Here is a 17,887-nt window from a genome sequence, read left to right as displayed (position 1 = left end):
AATGGACATACTCACACTCCCCTTCATGCAAAACGCTATTGCAGCCTCTTTGCTGGCATCCATTGCATGTGGCATTGTCGGTACTCTGATCGTCCTTAACCGCCTTGTTTTTCTTGCAGGTGGAGTTGCACACGCAGCTTACGGTGGGGTAGGTCTGGCGTTTTTCTGGGGACTGCCAGTGCTCCCATGCACACTTGGCTTTACGCTTGGTTCGTCCGTTGCCATGTCCACTATCGCCAGAAAATATAAAGAAAAAGCAGACACTGTCATAGGAGTGCTTTGGGCAGCTGGTATGGCCTTTGGTATCATTCTCATAGATCTTACACCGGGGTATAACGTCGATCTTATGAGCTTTCTTTTCGGCTCTATTCTCACAGTATCCGCGTCTGACTTATGGCTCATGTTCGGGATGGATATATTCATTCTAGGTACAACAATTCTGGCCTACCCCGGTCTGCTCAGTATTTCATTTGATGCCGAGTATGCCGAATCCCGTGGCTTGCCTGCCTCTATCCTTCACACAGTGCTCGTATGTATGGCTGCATTATCAATTGTTATGATCATCCGCGTAGTAGGACTTATTCTTGTTATCGCCCTGCTGACCATCCCGCCATTTATTGCAGAACGTAAAGCACGCAACCTTGCTTGGATGATGGGAACTGCTGTCTTTTGGAGCATGGTATTCTGCACCCTCGGACTAGGACTAGCATACTGGTTCAACCTAACCTCCGGCGCGAGCATCATTGCTGTTGCTTCAGCCACCTTCTTCGCAGTAGTTGGAATTGAACAATTCCATAACTATCGTGCCAGCAAGACATAGCAATACACCACAAATAAAGCCCCTGCACAAAATGTACAGGGGCTTTTCTTTCACTTCAGGTCGGATAACTTAGAAGCTAGTGCCAACACTAGGGAGAACTCCTCGGTTGTCGTTACTGCTTGCAGTAAGCAGCCGCATTTCAGCGTTCAACGGCAAGGTCTGAGTTGCCATGGCAAGCACCTCGTTTGTTGGTGCATGAATAAAGCGCATATTAAATCGTACACGATTCAAAGTCTGTGTGTAGGTACCTGTAACAATGATGGTTGCACGAACGTTTTCGTTAGCAAGCACATGGGTACGACGGCTCAGAACAAATTCTCCACCGCGTGGCTCAAAAAGAACAGAGCGACTTTTGCGAATTTCCTGCACGTTGTAACCGGAATTTACAAGCCAGCGAGAAACCTCTTCACTCATCTGTCGAGCAAGAGAGCTGGTTTCTTCCAAATCCTCAAGTGCTACCGGAGTAGTTACAATGACACCGTAGCCCTCTACATCACCTTCATCCAAATCAAGCTTCTGACGCAGCTGGGCATCTAACTGTGCTGCAAGAGTGTCTGCAACGACAGGGATAGTCTTTCTTATAGCTGGCTTTGTGGCCTCAGCCTGTTTTTGTTTTGCTGCCATATAGTCTTCATATGTTCCAGCTGAAGCGGCAAAAGGAAGCAACAGGCACACAAACATCACCAGTGCGGTAAAAATACAACGAATCATTTTGGCCTCCCTCTACCGAAGTGTTTCGAGTAAGCGATTCACAGCTGTAATCTCTGAAACAAGCTGCTCACGCATGTTTTCATGTTCAGCAGACGCCAACGCAAGCAGGAAATGCTCTCTTGCGAGTTCATACCGCTGTTGTGCGACATACTGTCTGCCAATATATAAGTTTTGCATAGAATTACTGCTGTAAGGGGACGCTACGACCTTGTATTCTGCAGGGCGCTGCACTGCCACCGGCTTTTTGCTTTTCAGCGCACAGCCTGAAAGTGCAACCATCGCTATGAGTATTAAAACACGTTTCATATCAACTCCTAATGCAGGTCTTCACCAAGATCGATGGCTGTCAGGTCATTTGCTCTGGTCATAGTTTCAAAGTCACGCATTGAAACATATCCTGAACTTAATTTAGGCCCAGTATCTGCCAGCATTCTACGAACAACATCAGTCTGTCGGAACACAAGCTGCGCTGTGCGTAATACAGCGTTGTCTGAGACACGCACCATACGGGCATTCACAAAAACATTGCCTTTTACTTGGTAGTAAGTACCGACAATAGCCAAGGACTGTCTATTTTTGACGTAAGTACGATGGTTACGAGTCAGCATAAACTCACCCTCACCCTTGCGTCCTTTAATCTCATTACCAATACGATATTCTTTTACAGGCACATTACGCTGGTTGAATTCATAAATAAGTGCTTCTGTAATATAACGACCGAACGCTGAGCTTCGTTCAAAGTCATCCTGCTCTACAAAAGTGACTGGAAGAATGCTTGCATTCTTAAAAATCTCCCAGTCAAGATCAGTTAATAGCTGATCTGCAAGTTCACGAACTTTAAGCTTTACTTCGCGAGCATTATCAACAGCTGGAATATCTGACTGAACATTACCTTTACGCCACAGCATGCCACCAGTTCCATCCGGAAGCATTACCCCGTTATCATAATTAACAACGGTCGTAACGGAAGTCAGTGATGTGTCTTCCTGATAAGTAGCATCTGCCGATTCAGGAACCATGCTCTCAACAGCACCATAGACCTTCTGCGGTGGTTGTTCTTCTGCCCATACCTGCGGGACACCAACCATAATAACCAAGAGCGCTATACCTACGCTGCGAAAAGCATTAGACATGCCAGTCCTCCATATCAGTTCGTACTAGTTAAGGTACGTTCATTGTTTACCGAGTTACATTCACTATCGGCGTCAGGCAGGAAAACTTAAATAGAATATCATAGGTTAACAGAGCAAAAAAAAGACCGCCCATTGGACGGTCTTTTTAAGTACATATTCAATACACATGCTTAATGCGTAACTTGTGTTGCTTCAGGTTCGCAAATCTTCAGAGAGTCTAGTAACTCTCTAGTCTGCGACTTTCCCTGATAAAGCTCCGCAGAGTTAAGTGCGTACGGGAGCACTTCATCGACATTCTCAACAGGAACAATTGTCATACCTTTAAGAACGTCTGCTGGAATATCCTTAAGATCTTTTTCATTATCTTTTGGAATAAGCACTGTGGTAATAAGTCCGCGTCGAGCAGCCAGAAGCTTTTCACGTAAACCGCCGATTGGCAGTACGCGACCACGCAACGTAATCTCACCGGTCATCGCAATATCATTCCGTACAGGAATACCCAGAAGAGCAGATACCATTGAGGTACACAGGGTAATACCGGCAGAAGGTCCATCCTTAGGAGTTGCGCCTTCCGGTACGTGAACATGAATGTCGATGCCCTTATGGAAGTTCGGCTTCAAACCAAACAAACTGGAGCGAGAGCGGATATATGAAAGAGCTGCCTGTGCAGACTCAGTCATAACCTCACCAAGCTTACCGGTAGTAGAAACCTTGCCGGAACCCGGCATAATTGCAGTTTCAACCAGCAGCAGTTCACCGCCAAGTTCAGTCCATGCAAGTCCTGTAGTTACGCCAACCTGTGCTTCATCTTCCCGCTCACCATAACGGTATTTTTTAACACCAAGCATGTTAGGAAGATTCTGAGTGGTAATGGAAATCACTTTATCCATATCATCCGCTTCTACCACACGCATAGCTGCTTTACGGCAAATAGATGCAATTTCGCGCTCAAGGCTACGTACACCAGCTTCACGAGTGTAGTAACGGATAATATCCATAATTACATTATCAGACATGCGCAGGTTTTCGTTCTTGATACCGTGCTGGTCAATTTGTTTTGGCAGCAGGAAGTCACGAGCGATGCGCTTCTTCTCAGTTTCAAGGTAGCCAGGCAACTGAATAATTTCCATTCTGTCCTGAAGTGGAAGCGGAATAGACTGCAAACTGTTGGCTGTCGTAATGAAAAATACCTGAGACAGATCGTAGTCCAGATCAAGGTAATGATCATTAAAGGTGCCATTCTGTTCCGGATCAAGCACCTCAAGAAGCGCCGCGGAAGGGTCACCTCTAAAATCAGTGCTCATTTTATCAATTTCATCAAGACAGAAGAGCGGGTTATTGAACTCTACTCGCTTGAGAGACTGAATAATTTTACCCGGTAATGCACCAACGTAAGTACGTCTATGACCACGCACTTCCGCTTCGTCACGCACGCCGCCAAGAGACAGACGAACAAACTCACGGTTAGTTGCGCGTGCAATAGAACGTGCAAGTGAAGTTTTACCAACACCCGGAGGGCCTACAAGACAGAGAATAGGACCTTTCAACTTGGTTGCAAGCTTCTGTACTGCGAGGAACTCCAAGATACGTTCTTTAGGCTTTTCAAGACCAAAGTGGTCTTCATCCAAAATAGAACGTGCTCCGTCGATATCAATCGGAGTCTCTTTCAGCTTGTTCCAAGGAAGATCTACAATCCAGTCAATGTAGTTACGGACTACGGTGTATTCTGCAGAAGATGCAGGCATACCACGCAACTTTTTAAGCTCACGCAAGCCGCGATCACGGGCTTCGTCAGGCATATCTTTGCTGCGTAGCTTAGCTTCAAGCTCGTTAAGTTCTTCCTGCGGATCGTCATCACGACCCATTTCTTTATTGATCGCCTTAATCTGCTCGTTGAGGTAGTACTCCTTCTGGTTACGTTCCATCTGATGCTTAACGCGGTTTTTAATGCGTTTTTCCATAGATGTAATCGCAATTTCACCTTGAAGAAGCTCATATACTTTCTCAAGTCGCTGAACAGGATCTGTAAGCTCAAGCACTTCCTGCTTCACACGATAATCAACTTTAAGGTGCGGCATAATGGCATCAGCCAGTTTGCCAACAGAGCTTACAGCGTTGATAGCAAGCAGAGTTTCCTGAGCAAGTTTTTTATTAATTTTTGCGTATTCTTCCAGAGATTCATGACAAGCACGGGCAAGCGCTTCTGCCTCTGTACCCTCAATGTCATTTTCTTCTACAGGAGTTACGTTGGCGAGAACAAAAGAAACTTCTTCTTCGCCCTCTTCTTCCACCTCAAGCTTTTCAACACCGGCAGATGTCCAACGAGCACGATACAAACCTTCAAACAAGACTTTTATCGTACCGTCAGGCAGTCTGAGCATCTGAAGCACCTTAGAAACAGTACCAACCTCAAACAGGTCCTCTGCTTCCGGCACTTCCATTTCCGGCTCACGCTGAGCTACAAGAAAGATTTCTTTACTGCTATCAGCAATTGCATGCTCGATAGCTTTGATGGAGGCCTCACGACCTACAAACAAAGGAATAATCGAACGCGGGAACATTACTACTTCCCGCAGGGACATCAGTGGGAGTTGAATGGTAGCAAGGCGCTTCTCGTCGCTTGATCCAATCTCAGTCATATATCCTCCTCGTTTCGTGCCATGCACTCTTCCGCAAGGAAGACAAGAGGCACAACGAGATAGTTAAGTCTCGGTGCCGAATTGTCAATTGCTTCAGCTGAATATACTCAAAATGCATCACAAATACATGTGATGCATTTTGATAACTACCTGATTAGGATGCCGTTTTCGCCTCATTCTCATAAATGAGCATTGGCTCTTTTCCTTCTTCAACTACCGCTCTGTTTACAACACACTCCTTAACCCCTTTGAGGGAAGGAAGGTGGTACATAATCTCGAGCATTATAGTTTCCATAACGTTACGCAGCCCCCTCGCACCGGTCTTACGGTCAATTGCCTGACGAGCAATAGCCTTAAGGGCATTTGTGGTAATGCGTAATGAAACTTTGTCGAATTCAAAGAGTTTCTGGTACTGACGAACAAGTGCGTTTTTAGGCTCAGTTAGAATGCGTACGAGGTCATCTTCACCGAGTTCTTCAACACAAGTAATTACAGGAATACGACCAATAAATTCAGGAATCAGACCGAACTTAACAAGATCGTTCGGCTGTACCTGCGTCAGCAAAGAAGTGTAAGACAAATCTTCCTTGGAGGTAATCTTTGCACCAAAGCCCATTGCCTTGCCGCTCATGCGGTTTTCAATGATCTTATCAAGACCAATGAACGCACCACCGACAATAAACAGGATATTGGACGTATCCATGCGGATAAACTCCTGCTGTGGATGCTTACGGCCACCTTTAGGAGGAATGTTTGCTACTGTACCTTCAATAATTTTAAGCAGTGCCTGCTGTACACCTTCACCGGATACGTCACGGGTGATGGATGGTCCGTCACCTTTACGGGAGATCTTATCGATCTCATCAATGTAGATAATGCCTTTGGAAGCGGCTTCAATGTCGTAATCAGCATTCTGCAAAAGCTGCACAAGAATGTTCTCTACGTCTTCACCAACATATCCAGCCTCAGTAAGGGTCGTTGCATCAGCAATGGCAAATGGAACGTTGAGAGTGCGCGCCAAGGTCTTTGCAAGCAAGGTCTTACCACTACCGGAAGGACCAGCAAGAAGAATGTTACTTTTTTCAAGCTCAACATCACCAAGCTTATGCTCATAGAACACACGCTTGTAGTGGTTGTGTACAGCTACAGACAAAATTTTCTTTGCCTGATGCTGCCCGATAACATACTCGTCGAGCTTACTTTTAATTTCCTCAGGAGTAAGTAGCTTACCGTCATCTTCAGTGACTTCAGCGCCTTCCTGCGCGATAATTTCGTTACAAAGAGCGATACACTCGTCACAAATGTAGACTTCCGGACCTGCGATAAGTCGAGCAACCTGCTCCTGACTCTTGCCACAGAAAGTGCAATTGAGCTCTTCGTTTTGTTCGATAGAGTTTTTATCCATAGGCTATTCCACTACTTCTCGTTTTTGAGAATGTCATTACGGGATACGAGGATTTCGTCGATAATGCCGAAGTCCTTAGCTTGCTCCGCACCCATGAAGTAATCACGTTCTGTATGTTCCACAACGGTTTCAATCGCCTTGCCTGTGTGATGAGCAAGAATACCGTTCAAGGAGTCTTTCAACCGCAAAATTTCTTTAGCGTGGATATCAATATCCGTTGCCTGCCCCTGAATTCCACCAAGAGGCTGATGGATCATTATACGGCTATGAGGCAAAGAAAAACGTTTGCCTTCAGCACCGGCAGCGAGCAGCAATGCGCCCATGCTTGCAGCTTGTCCCATGCACAGCGTCGCAACAGGCGCAGAAATGTACTGCATGGTATCGTAAATTGCCATCCCTGCGGTTACAGAGCCGCCGGGAGAGTTAATGTACATGTAAATTTCTTTTTCAGGATTCTCTGATTCCAGGAACAGGAGCTGAGCGCAAATCAAAGAAGCGATCTGATCGTCAATTGGAGTTCCAAGGAGAATAATCCGGTCTTTAAGCAAACGGGAGTAAATATCGTAGGCACGTTCAGACCGACCGGTGGTTTCAATAACAATAGGCACTGCCATAACGCACTCCTAACAGTGGTAAAAAAGTATGTGTTGTAGGCTTGGAAAAAGAAAGGGCAGCGAATGTACGCATTATATATAACTGACGCGTACCACCCGTCCAAACAAACGGACTTATAGCAACCTAGCAGAAGTTGACCCAACTGCTCAAGAAGCAAAGAGACTCAATTTGTGATAACTTGCAATATAAAGCAAAAAACGGGGCAAGCATATATGCCGCCCCGTTTAGATTGTAAAGTCTGAAGAAAGGAAAGAGAAAGCTTAGTCTTCTTTTTCTTCTTCTTTCTTTGGCTCAACTTCAGTAACGTTAGCTTTTTCGTAGATTGCGTCCATAGCTTTGTCAGCGAGGAGACGGTCACGAAGGCTGAAGAGAAGGTTGTTTTTGGAGTAGTAATCTTTAACTACGTGGAATTCCTGACCTGCACGCATTGCGATCTGGTGAAGCTGCATATCAACTTCCTGGTCAGTTACTTCAACGCCTTCTTTCTTAGCTACTGAGATAAGGAAAACCTGAGTTTTTGCAATCTCTTCTGCTTCTGGACGAACTTCTGCGCGAAGCTCTTCAGGAGTTTTACCAAGAGATTCAATAGACTTACCCTGACGCTCGAGACGTTCGATGCGTTCCTGAATAAGGCTGTCAACATGACCGTCAACCATAGAATCTGGAAGAGGAAATTCAACAGTTTTCAAGAGGGTATCAAGCATGGTTTTCTGAGCCTGAGATTTGTTGAGCTGATTGCGGCTGCTTTTGTAGGATTCTACTACAGCTTCACGCATTTTTTCAACGGAATCGAAACCACCAGCTTTCTTAGCGAGTTCGTCGTTGAGTTCAGGAAGTTTTTTCTCCTGAATAGCGTGTACAGTCACTTTCATGGTTACAGATTTACCTGCAAACTCAGGATTGATGAAGTCTTCAGGGAAGGTAACTTCGCCTTCACCGGACTCACCAACAGTGATTGTTTTAACGAGGGCTTCGAAATCTTCGAGAGCCTGCTTGTCGCCAAGAGTCATCTGGAAGTTTTCTGCGGATACACCTTCAACAGGCTCACCGTTTTCGTAAGCAGCAAAGTCGATTACAGCAATTTCACCGTCTTTCGCAGCGCGAGTTTCAGCAACTGCTACAGTTTCCGCCATGTTGCCACGGATACGGTCGATTACTTCGTCAACTTCTGTTTCGTCTACAACAACTTTTTCTTCTTCAACATCAATACCTTCGTAGTTTGGAAGGTCAAACTCAGGCATTACTTCAAAGGAGATAGCGTAAGTGAACTCTTCATCACGAACGAGTTCGCCGCCGTCGAAGTCAATACGGGAAACCGGAGAGAATTCACCCTGACCGATTACTTCGTTGATGTGTACGTTAACGAGGTCCTGAGTTGCTTCAGAATAAACTTCTTTCTTGAAGCGACCTTCGATTACGCTGGAAGGTACTTTACCTTTACGGAAACCTTTGAGGTCTACGTTGGTACGGTACATTGCGATTGTTGCAGCAAGTGCAGCATTAACCTCGTCCACAGGAACAGTAATATTAATCTGTTTCTTAACCGGAGACAGATCTTCTACTTTATATTCCATGGCACACGCTCCTTCTTGTCCAGTGGAAAATTAGAAAAATTCTCCGGCCATCAACGATGTTAAGTACCGGATAGAAATATATGGTGCGAAAGGAGAGACTCGAACTCTCACGGGATTAACCGCCAGATCCTAAATCTGGTGCGTCTACCAATTCCGCCACTCTCGCATTCATTCATATGTATGACATTTACCGAAACAAAAATTTGTATGTTCTTGTTTGCTTGGTTGGTAACATGTCGAAGGCGCAGACATTTACCATTGCTGCGCACAGAGTTCAAGCATTAAAATGCGATTTTTTGCATTTCTTGTGAAAAAAAGCTCTAAGTAGATGAAGGTACTTACAAACCTTCTTGCCTCATTATTACTATCTGATTAGTAACGTTCCGCATTCTGTACCGCTTTTTAACACCTTGCCGATCACAGCAGCCATCTCGCCCCGTTCTGTAAGGAAAGAAACGGCCTCTTCGACACGCTCTTCAGGAACTGCCAAGACCAGCCCACCTGATGTCTGAGCGTCAAATATAAGATCAACCCGCAAAGAGTCAACACCCTCAGCAACTTCTGTTGCATTTTTACAATGCTGTTTATTTGCGTGGCTACCTTCCGGCACTAGTCCCATACTTGCCAGCTCAAGCGCCTTATCAAGCACAGGAATGGCCTCAGAGTCAATAGCTACAAGTGCTTTTGATGCTTGTGCCATTTCAACAAGATGCCCGCCCAGTCCAAAACCTGTAACATCCGTCGCTGCTTTCAACTTCATTTTTTGAATAAGCTCGCCACCAACATTGTTCAATCTTGCAGCCCAGCTATACAGAAGCTCTTCCATTTCTTCACAGCCATCCCAACTGGCTTTTACACCAGTAGCAAGGACACCGGTACCTACAGGTTTAGTAAGAATAAGCACGTCTCCCTGCTGCAAACCAGCATTGGATGTATATGCATCCGGCTCAACATAGCCTGTTACAGACAATCCGTATTTGATTTCTGCATCCTCGACACTGTGTCCCCCCGCAAGCACTGCTCCTGCCTCGACAATCTTATCGTATCCACCACGAATAATTTCACTCAGCATATCCTTGGACATACTTTTCACCGGGAAGCATACGATATTCATCGCGCACCAGGGAGTACCACCCATCGCATAAACATCAGATAGCGAGTTCGCTGCAGCAATTTGCCCGAAGCGATATGGATCGTTCACAATGGGAGTAAAAAAATCAAGAGTCTGCACAATTGCCTTTCCTGCCGGAAAAGACAGTATTGCTGCATCCTCATTGTTACTTGTACCGGTGAGCACCCTACCCTGTTCATTCTCTCTAGCATGCGGCAGGGACTGTAAAATCTCCTCCAGGTCCCCTGGAGAAATTTTCGCTGCTCAACCAGCAGCTTTAACAGTATCTACCATTTTAACAGTAGGCTTAGTCATGCACAGCACCTGAATCAACTCGCATAGAGCGTGTTTCATCCTTTAAAAATTGAATAAAGCTATGGATAGCAGGGAAATAATGACGACGATTGTGATAAACGCAGAAAAATTGACGCTTAAGCTTCATGTTTGAAACGGGAAGAATTACCAAATCTCCTCGCTCAACCTCTGCCGAAACTGCAAGCTTGGAAGTAATAGATAACCCCATTCCCGCCTTAACAAATTGAATAACCGCATTGGTTGATTCAACCTGAACCACAGAAGGAAGTGAACGGATATCAACATTATGCTCGGCAAGAGCATTCGCAAAGGTTTTTCTCGTACCTGAGCCACGCTCACGCATCACCCAACTATGCTCTGCCAATGTTTCTGCAGACAATGGTTCTTTTATCGAAGCATAAGAAGGTGAAGCGATAACAACCAACTCATCATCAACAATAGGGATGAAAGTCAGTTCAGGGTCATTCTCAAAAGCACCTACCACTCCGACAGAAAGCTCACCTTGTGACAGCATTTGAATAACTGCCTCAGAATCTGCAACTTTAAGCGAAACGTCCACGTTGGTATTTTTCAACATGTACTTAGCCATCACTCGTGGTAATAGATAATGAGCAGGTATTGTACTGCCACCAATAATAATTTCACCGGCAATCTCGTCATGCAGCTGTGCAATTTCAGCGCGGGCAGCATCAAGAGCCGAGAAAGCTTTCTTGGCATATTTATACAGAATTGTACCCGCTTCTGTAGGCAGAACGGTTCGCCCCATCCTATCCAAAAGCGGGACGTTTAACTCAGACTCAAGAGCTGAAACATGAGCACTTATAGTCGGTTGCGATAAAAAAAGGTCTTTCCCTGCGCGGGAAAAACTCTGCAACTCATAAACCTTACAAAACGCTTCTAACTTTCTGTAATCAATCATATCTATTGAATACATCGAAAAACAAAATACTGCAACAGACATAAAAAAAGGCCGTTGTAAAACAACGGCCTTTGATATGCATAGTGCGATTCAGTATAACAGATTATTCAGCTGCGGTTGCAGCTTCTACAGCCTGTTTAACTGCTTCGTCTTTCTGTTCCTTGCTCATAGGAGCTGCGGACTCAGATTCTTCTACACCGGGCTTGCGGATAAGTTCAATAACAGCCATAGGTGCGTTATCGCCTTTACGTGGAGTAGAGAGCTTAATAACGCGTGTGTAGCCGCCTGGTACACCTTCGAAAAGCGGTCCGATTTCATCGAACAGAGCCTTAACGAGCTGGTGAGAACCAAGAACTTTGTAAGCCTGACGGCGAGCATGAAGATCATTGCGTTTAGCAAGAGTAATCAGGGGCTCAACAACGCCACGCAGGCTTTTAGCTTTAACCACGGTGGTACGAAGAGAGTAATGAGTCAGCAGAGACTTCGCCATGTTACGGAACATAGCCTTGCGATGTGCAGGAGTTCTGCTGAATTTCTTTCCAGATTTGCTATGCCTCATTTTGCTGCTTCCTCTTCAACCAATCCTGGTATTTCTTCTCAAAGCCTTCAACTTGCATGCCGAAATCCAAACCCATTTCGCCAAGTACACGACGGATTTCATCGAGTGACTTACGGCCAAAGTTTTTGGTTTTAAGCATTTCAGATTCAGTGCGCTGAACAAGTTCACCAACTAATGCAACGTTTGCACTCTTCAGGCAGTTAGTAGCACGAACGGAAAGTTCGAGCTCGTCGATGCCTTTGAAGAGGTTTTCGTTCAGACCGCTATCAGCAGCAGCCTGTTCGTTTTCTTCTTCAGAGATACGTTCGTCGAAGTTAATGAAAACAGAGATCTGTTCTTTAATGATCTTTGCACTGTAGGCAATGGCATCCTCAGGGGAAACTGAACCATCAGTCCAAACCTCGAGGATGAGCTTGTCATAGTTGGTCATCTGGCCGACACGGGCCTGCTCAACAGTGTAGGCAACCTTGCGAACTGGAGAAAAACTTGCGTCAAGTTTGATAAGACCAATCTCATCGCTAAGTCCTTCGTGCATGTCAGCTGGCACGTAGCCCTTACCCATTCTGATTTCGAGTTCAAAGGTAACTTCTTTGTCCTCGGTCAGAGTAAACAATGGCTGTTCCGGATTGAGAACCATTACGTGCTGGTTGCCCTGAATGGCTTCGGCGGTTACAGCGCCCTGCTTGTTCACTGTGAACTCAATACGCTGAGGCTCTTCAGTGTCCATAGCAAAACGTACTGACTTAAGGTTCAGTACAATGTCAGTAACATCTTCAAGTACACCTTCAATGGTGGTGAACTCATGATGTACGCCAGACATTTTTACTGCAACAGCGGCAGCGCCCTGAAGGGATGCAAGTAACACTCGACGCAATGAGTTACCGATAGTGTTACCGTACCCACGTTCGAGAGGCTCGCATACAAACTTGCCGTACTGAGTGTTGCCTTCGCCGATACGCGCAATGGTGTCCGGTTTAACCAACTCAGACCAGTTGCGAGTATTAATAGTTCTGTCGCCTTGTTTGATGAGCATGCTTTAAACCCGCTTATTTGGAGTAGAGCTCGACAATCAGCTGTTCTTGAATTGGGAACTGAATGTCTTCGCGCTGAGGCAGAGCCTTAACGGAACCCTTGAAGTTAGGGGCGTCAACTTCCAGCCAATTTGGACAACCGCGACGAGCGATAACTTCCTGAGCTTCCGCCAGAACTGGATCTTTACGATGTTTTTCTACAACAACGATTTCGTCACCAACTTTCACCTGCATAGAAGGAATGTTTGCCTGACGGTTGTTGAGTGTAAATACGCCGTGACGAACCATCTGACGAGCCTGCTGACGGGAGTTAGCATAACCGAGACGGTAAACCACGTTGTCAAGACGACGTTCGAGAAGAGCGAGGAGGTTTTCACCAGTAACGCCTTTCTGCATGTCAGCCTTTTTAAAGTAGCTGCGGAACTGCTTTTCGAGAATGCCGTACATACGACGAACTTTCTGCTTTTCGCGCAGCATTACTGCGTAATCGCTTACTTTTTTACGAGCACGACCAGCCTGTCCAGGTGCGTATGGACGACGGTCAAATGCGCATTTATCAGTGTAACAGCGATCGCCTTTCAGGAATAACTTTGAACCTTCGCGTCGACAAATACGACACTTAGCACCATTATATTTAGCCAAAACAATCTCCTCTTGTATTAGACGCGACGTCTCTTAGGTGGACGGCAGCCATTGTGAGGGATCGGGGTTACGTCACGAATGAACGCAACCTTGAATCCAGCAGCGTTGATAGCACGCATGGCGGCTTCGCGACCGGTACCTGGACCTTTGACGTAGATACCGACAGTACGCATTCCGTTTTCCTGTGCTTTTTTAGCTGCAGTATCAGCTGCAACCTGAGCAGCAAACGGAGTAGACTTACGGGAACCTTTAAAGCCAGACTGGCCTGCGGATGCCCAACTTACTGCGTTACCACGGGTGTCGGTAAAGGTAATAATGGTATTGTTGAAGGTAGCCTGGATATGGGCGATCCCTACGGGAATATTCTTTCTTTCTTTTTTCTTGCCCGTACGCTTGGGTCTAGCCATAACTATACTCTCTCAACTAGATTAATTGATAGATGGGGTTGGGAACCTCATACGAGCTTAGTATGACTAAGCCGTGATACGCCGGGTCTAAGGAGTTGCATCATCTGAAAGCACCCTTAGCTCGGGAGAGATTCCACGCCTGATCCTACATGAGGATGGACTTACTTCTTCTTCTTACCAACAACAGCTCGACGTGGACCTTTACGGGTACGTGAGTTGGTCTTAGTGCGCTGACCGTTCACAGGAAGACCGCGACGGTGACGAAGACCACGGTAACAACCGGAGTCCATAAGACGCTTAATGTTGGAAGAAACTTCACGGCGGAGGTCACCCTCTACCTTGTAGTCCTGCTCAATAACTTTACGGATCTCGTTAACTTCTTCTGCAGTCACGTCATCAATATTACGTGTCCAGTCAACACCAACGGTGTCGAGGATCTGGAGAGCGGTATGACGACCGATGCCGAAGATGTAGGTAAGAGCGATATCTGCACGCTTACCTCTTGGGAGATCTACACCTGCAATTCGAGCCACAATTTACTCCTGGTATGCTTAGCCCTGACGCTGTTTATGTCGGGGATTTTCGCAAATGACTCTCAGGATGCCCTTGCGCCGGATAACCTTGCACTTAGAGCACATTTTCTTAACTGAAGGCCTGACTTTCATCTTTGACTCCATAGTCTGGATCTTCTGACACAACAAAAACTGAGCTTGAACAAGCCCAGAACTGAGGTCAGTAACACCAAGTTCCACAAGTAGTCAACACAAATAACAAGTATTGACTCAATTAATCAGACAAACTCAAAATAACTGGGCCGTCTGATGTAATAGCAATAGAATGCTCAAAATGAGCAGAAAGCTTTCTATCTTTAGTAACTGCAGTCCATTTGTCGTCAAGAATATCAACGTCATATGAACCTTCTGTTACCATAGGTTCAATGGCAATAACCATTCCAGCTTTCAAAGGGAGCCCCGCAGAGCCCTGCGGAACAAAGTTAGGAACTTCCGGCTTTTCATGAAGCTTACGACCAATGCCGTGCCCAACGAAACGACGGACAATACCGAAACCATGGGATTCAGCATGTTCCTGAATAGCTCTGGAAACATCATTAAGATTATTTCCAGGACGAGCTTGCTCGATGCCCAACATGAGAGACTCACGAGTTACATCGATAAGCTTTTGAGCATTTTCCGATACAGCTCCTACCGCAAAAGTCCTGGCGTTGTCACCATAAAAACCTTCATAGCAGACACCAACATCAAAGGAAACTATATCGCCCTCTTTCAACTCGCGATCAGAAGGAAAACCATGAACGATTTCTTCGTTAATTGAGCAGCATAAAGAATACGGGAATCCATAGAGACCAAGGAATGCTGGTTTGACATTGAACTGTTTACACAAATTCATTGTCAGCTCATGGAAAAAGATAGTCTTAACGCCTGGGCGAACATGTTCACCCAGGACGTCAAGAATGATAGCACCAATTCGATTGGCCTCCCGAAGGAGGCCAATTTCTTTCTCATTTTTTAAAAAAACACCGCGGTATTTTTTCACTTCTACTTTCTACCTTTTTTGGACTTACTCATAAGCCCTTCATACTGGCGAGAGATCATGTGAGACTCAACCTGTGACATAAAGTCCATAGCTACCCCAACGATAATCAAAAGACTTGTTCCACCAAAATAGAACGGAACATTGAGTTTTGCAATGAGAAGCATAGGAAGTACACAGATTGCCGCGATGTAGAAGGCACCCCAGAGTGTAATTCTGGAAAGAACCTTATCAATGTACTCTTTGGTTTTTATACCCGGACGGATGCCAGGAATAAAGCCACCGGAGTTCTTCAAGTTTTCAGCAATGTCTTTTGGATCAAAAACAATTGCAGTATAGAAGAAACAGAAGAATACAATGAGAGCTACGAAAATGATGTTATATATAATTGTCTGCGGAGCGAACCATGCTGAGAACTGCTGAATCCACTCTACATCCGGTGCAAATGTACCGATTGTAGCCGGGAACATAAGCAATGAGGATGCGAAGATTGGAGGAATAACACCAGCGGTGTTAATTCGCAGTGGAAGGTGAGTTGTCTGACCGCCGACCATTTTTCTACCCATCTGACGCTTAGCATAATGAATAGGGATACGGCGCTGACCACGCTCCATAAAGACGATGAATGCCAAAACGGCAGCCATGATGGCAAGGATGATAATACCAACAAAAATGCTGAGTTCACCCGCACCAACGAGGTTGAAGGATCTAAGCAGGGCACCCGGAAGACCAGCAATAATACCGGCGAAGATGATTAAGGAAATACCATTCCCAACACCTTTTTCGGTAATTTGCTCGCCGATCCACATAATCAAAACGGTACCTGCAGTAAGCGTGATGATAGTGGTGAGTCGGAAAGCCCATCCGGCTGTAAGTACAACTGGTGCGCCAATTGGACTGGTCATACTTTCCAGACCAAATGCGATACCCAAGCCCTGAATAATGGTAATCAAAACTGTACCATAACGGGTGTACTGGGTAATCTTCTGACGACCAGAAGCCCCCTCCTCTTTCGCCATACGCTTAAGATCAGGTGAAACTACCTGCATAAGCTGCACGATAATAGAGGCAGAAATATAGGGCATGATGCCGAGGGCGAAAATCGACAGATTACGAAGTCCGCCCCCGGAAAACATGTCAAACAGGCCGAACAGGGTGTTTTGAACGCTGGCAAAGAAATCAGACAACGCTGCTGTGTCAACACCTGGAACAGGTACATGAATACCGATACGGTATACAGCGAGTAAGAAGAAGGTCCACAACAATTTCTTTTTCAGTTCTGGCTGTTTCGCCAGATTATCAACACCACTGAGCGCCACGTTTTACCTACCCTTCAAGCGCCTTGGCTTCGCCGCCGGCGTTTTGGATTTTTTCAAGTGCAGAAGCAGTGAACTTGTGAGCTTCAATAGTCAGCGCAGCAGAAATTTCGCCACGACCGAGAATTTTTACAGCTGCACCGTTCTTAGCAAGACCGCGTGCGTAGATGTCCTCGAGGGAGATAGAGTTCTGACCCTCAAAAGCTTCAACAAGGCGATCAAGATTGATCACGTCGTATACTGCTTTAAACTTAGCGTTGGAGAAACCACGCTTAGGCAGACGACGAGCCAGAGGCATCTGGCCACCTTCGAAACCTGGACGAACGCCGCCACCAGCACGAGCATTCTGACCTTTATGACCTTTTGCTGCAGTCTTACCCCAGCCAGAGCCGGAGCCACGACCGATACGACGACGCTGCTTGCGTTCCTCTTTAAATGGGAAAAGTTCATGAAGTTGCATTACTCCGTAACCTCCACCATATGAGAAACTTTAGCAATCATACCGCGCACTGCAGCATTGTCCTTAAACTGTTTTTCCTGACGGATCTTTTTCAGGCCCAGAGCGTCCAGTACAGCACGCTGTTTAGGGAGAGAGCCGATCCGGCTACGTACAAGTTTAACCTTGATCATGGCTATACCTACTTCCTAGGAGCTTCGAGCTTCTTACCGCGCAGAGAGCCAACATAGTCAGCACTGCGCAGGGATGTCAGACCAGCCATGGTTGCACGGAGTACGTTATGTGGGTTGTTGGTACCGATAGCTTTTGCAAGAATATCAGTTACACCAACAGCTTCCATGATCGCACGTACCGGGCCACCAGCGATGATACCAGTACCTTTTGAAGCAGGCTTCAAAAGTACACGACCAGCGCCAAATCGACCTAATACCTCATAAGGCAAGGTACCGTCAACCAATGAGATCTGAACCATGTCTCTTTTTGCACGCTCAGAGGCTTTACGCAAAGCTTCAGGAACTTCCTGTGCTTTACCGAGGCCGAAACCTACATTGCCCTGACCGTCGCCAACTACAACCAATGCGGAGAAGCTGAAACGGCGACCGCCCTTTACAACTTTCGCAACGCGGTTGAGATAGACAATCTTTTCAATCAAACCGAGTTCGTTTTGTTCCATGACTATACC

General features: G+C 46.0%; 21 protein-coding genes and 1 tRNA gene. 1 reads left to right on the top strand and 21 read right to left on the bottom strand.

The genetic code is table 11. From position 1 onward, the window contains the following. Position 1: 1 nt before the first annotated feature. Positions 2-820 carry a metal ABC transporter permease gene (locus BUR09_RS01545; RefSeq protein ID WP_074215201.1) on the top strand — a complete coding sequence of 273 codons (819 nt, stop codon included), beginning with the start codon at positions 2-4 and terminating at the stop codon, positions 818-820. Positions 821-889: 69 nt separating this feature from the next. Here BUR09_RS01545 and BUR09_RS16765 read toward each other — a convergent pair whose 3' ends face one another. From BUR09_RS16765 to rpsE, 21 genes are all read right to left on the bottom strand, one after another. Beyond that, the gene (locus BUR09_RS16765; protein WP_074215200.1) at positions 890-1,531 is read right to left on the bottom strand and encodes a FlgO family outer membrane protein; all 642 of its coding nucleotides are present in this window, start codon (positions 1,529-1,531) and stop codon (positions 890-892) included. Between the two features lie 12 nt (positions 1,532-1,543). Further along, positions 1,544-1,837 (bottom strand): hypothetical protein, encoded by a 294-nt coding sequence (locus BUR09_RS01535; protein ID WP_074215199.1) that lies wholly within the window; start codon positions 1,835-1,837, stop codon positions 1,544-1,546. Positions 1,838-1,845: 8 nt separating this feature from the next. After that, positions 1,846-2,664, bottom strand: a complete 819-nt coding sequence (locus BUR09_RS01530; RefSeq protein WP_074215198.1) for a FlgO family outer membrane protein — start codon at positions 2,662-2,664, stop codon at positions 1,846-1,848. Positions 2,665-2,834: 170 nt separating this feature from the next. Further along, positions 2,835-5,303, bottom strand: a complete 2,469-nt coding sequence (lon, locus tag BUR09_RS01525; RefSeq protein WP_074215197.1) for an endopeptidase La — start codon at positions 5,301-5,303, stop codon at positions 2,835-2,837. A gap of 154 nt (positions 5,304-5,457) precedes the next feature. Continuing rightward, positions 5,458-6,708 (bottom strand): ATP-dependent Clp protease ATP-binding subunit ClpX, encoded by a 1,251-nt coding sequence (clpX, locus tag BUR09_RS01520; RefSeq protein WP_074215196.1) that lies wholly within the window; start codon positions 6,706-6,708, stop codon positions 5,458-5,460. Between the two features lie 11 nt (positions 6,709-6,719). Further along, positions 6,720-7,322 carry an ATP-dependent Clp endopeptidase proteolytic subunit ClpP gene (gene clpP, locus BUR09_RS01515; protein WP_074215195.1) on the bottom strand — a complete coding sequence of 201 codons (603 nt, stop codon included), beginning with the start codon at positions 7,320-7,322 and terminating at the stop codon, positions 6,720-6,722. A gap of 261 nt (positions 7,323-7,583) precedes the next feature. After that, entirely contained in the window at positions 7,584-8,897 is a 1,314-nt protein-coding gene (tig, locus tag BUR09_RS01510; protein WP_074215194.1) for a trigger factor, read from the bottom strand. A gap of 81 nt (positions 8,898-8,978) precedes the next feature. After that, positions 8,979-9,063, bottom strand: a tRNA-Leu gene (locus BUR09_RS01505). Positions 9,064-9,261: 198 nt separating this feature from the next. Beyond that, a complete protein-coding gene (gene selD / locus BUR09_RS01500) occupies positions 9,262-10,323 on the bottom strand; it encodes a selenide, water dikinase SelD (RefSeq protein WP_084539281.1) in 1,062 nt (353 codons plus the stop codon). Continuing rightward, positions 10,316-11,284: a selenium metabolism-associated LysR family transcriptional regulator gene (locus BUR09_RS01495; protein ID WP_245796687.1), complete on the bottom strand. Its 969-nt coding sequence runs from the start codon at positions 11,282-11,284 to the stop codon at positions 10,316-10,318. The genes selD and BUR09_RS01495 overlap by 8 nt, the downstream gene beginning before the upstream one ends. Before the next feature lie 61 nt (positions 11,285-11,345). Then, positions 11,346-11,801 (bottom strand): 50S ribosomal protein L17, encoded by a 456-nt coding sequence (gene rplQ, locus BUR09_RS01490; RefSeq protein ID WP_074215191.1) that lies wholly within the window; start codon positions 11,799-11,801, stop codon positions 11,346-11,348. Beyond that, positions 11,791-12,834 (bottom strand): DNA-directed RNA polymerase subunit alpha, encoded by a 1,044-nt coding sequence (locus BUR09_RS01485; RefSeq protein WP_074215190.1) that lies wholly within the window; start codon positions 12,832-12,834, stop codon positions 11,791-11,793. The genes rplQ and BUR09_RS01485 overlap by 11 nt, the downstream gene beginning before the upstream one ends. Before the next feature lie 13 nt (positions 12,835-12,847). After that, complete coding sequence (gene rpsD / locus BUR09_RS01480; RefSeq protein ID WP_074215189.1) at positions 12,848-13,474, bottom strand: 30S ribosomal protein S4; 627 nt, start codon at positions 13,472-13,474, stop codon at positions 12,848-12,850. A gap of 17 nt (positions 13,475-13,491) precedes the next feature. Then, entirely contained in the window at positions 13,492-13,881 is a 390-nt protein-coding gene (gene rpsK / locus BUR09_RS01475) for a 30S ribosomal protein S11 (protein ID WP_020001442.1), read from the bottom strand. 161 nt (positions 13,882-14,042) lie between these two features. Next, positions 14,043-14,414, bottom strand: coding sequence for a 30S ribosomal protein S13 (gene rpsM / locus BUR09_RS01470; protein WP_074215188.1), 372 nt, complete (start codon positions 14,412-14,414; stop codon positions 14,043-14,045). Positions 14,415-14,432: 18 nt separating this feature from the next. Next, entirely contained in the window at positions 14,433-14,546 is a 114-nt protein-coding gene (rpmJ, locus tag BUR09_RS01465) for a 50S ribosomal protein L36 (protein ID WP_020001440.1), read from the bottom strand. A gap of 121 nt (positions 14,547-14,667) precedes the next feature. Continuing rightward, complete coding sequence (gene map, locus BUR09_RS01460; RefSeq protein ID WP_074215187.1) at positions 14,668-15,435, bottom strand: type I methionyl aminopeptidase; 768 nt, start codon at positions 15,433-15,435, stop codon at positions 14,668-14,670. Between the two features lie 2 nt (positions 15,436-15,437). Further along, positions 15,438-16,751 carry a preprotein translocase subunit SecY gene (secY, locus tag BUR09_RS01455; protein ID WP_074215186.1) on the bottom strand — a complete coding sequence of 438 codons (1,314 nt, stop codon included), beginning with the start codon at positions 16,749-16,751 and terminating at the stop codon, positions 15,438-15,440. Positions 16,752-16,758: 7 nt separating this feature from the next. After that, entirely contained in the window at positions 16,759-17,208 is a 450-nt protein-coding gene (rplO, locus tag BUR09_RS01450) for a 50S ribosomal protein L15 (protein ID WP_074215185.1), read from the bottom strand. Beyond that, entirely contained in the window at positions 17,208-17,378 is a 171-nt protein-coding gene (gene rpmD, locus BUR09_RS01445) for a 50S ribosomal protein L30 (RefSeq protein ID WP_020001436.1), read from the bottom strand. Before rpmD ends, rplO begins: the two co-directional genes overlap by 1 nt. Before the next feature lie 8 nt (positions 17,379-17,386). Next, positions 17,387-17,878 carry a 30S ribosomal protein S5 gene (gene rpsE, locus BUR09_RS01440; protein WP_020001435.1) on the bottom strand — a complete coding sequence of 164 codons (492 nt, stop codon included), beginning with the start codon at positions 17,876-17,878 and terminating at the stop codon, positions 17,387-17,389. Positions 17,879-17,887 lie beyond the last annotated feature (9 nt).

Source organism: Halodesulfovibrio marinisediminis DSM 17456 (assembly GCF_900129975.1).
Lineage (GTDB): Bacteria > Desulfobacterota > Desulfovibrionia > Desulfovibrionales > Desulfovibrionaceae > Halodesulfovibrio > Halodesulfovibrio marinisediminis.
Note: the sequence above shows the minus strand (reverse complement) of the source record. Positions and strands in the feature narration are given on the sequence as shown.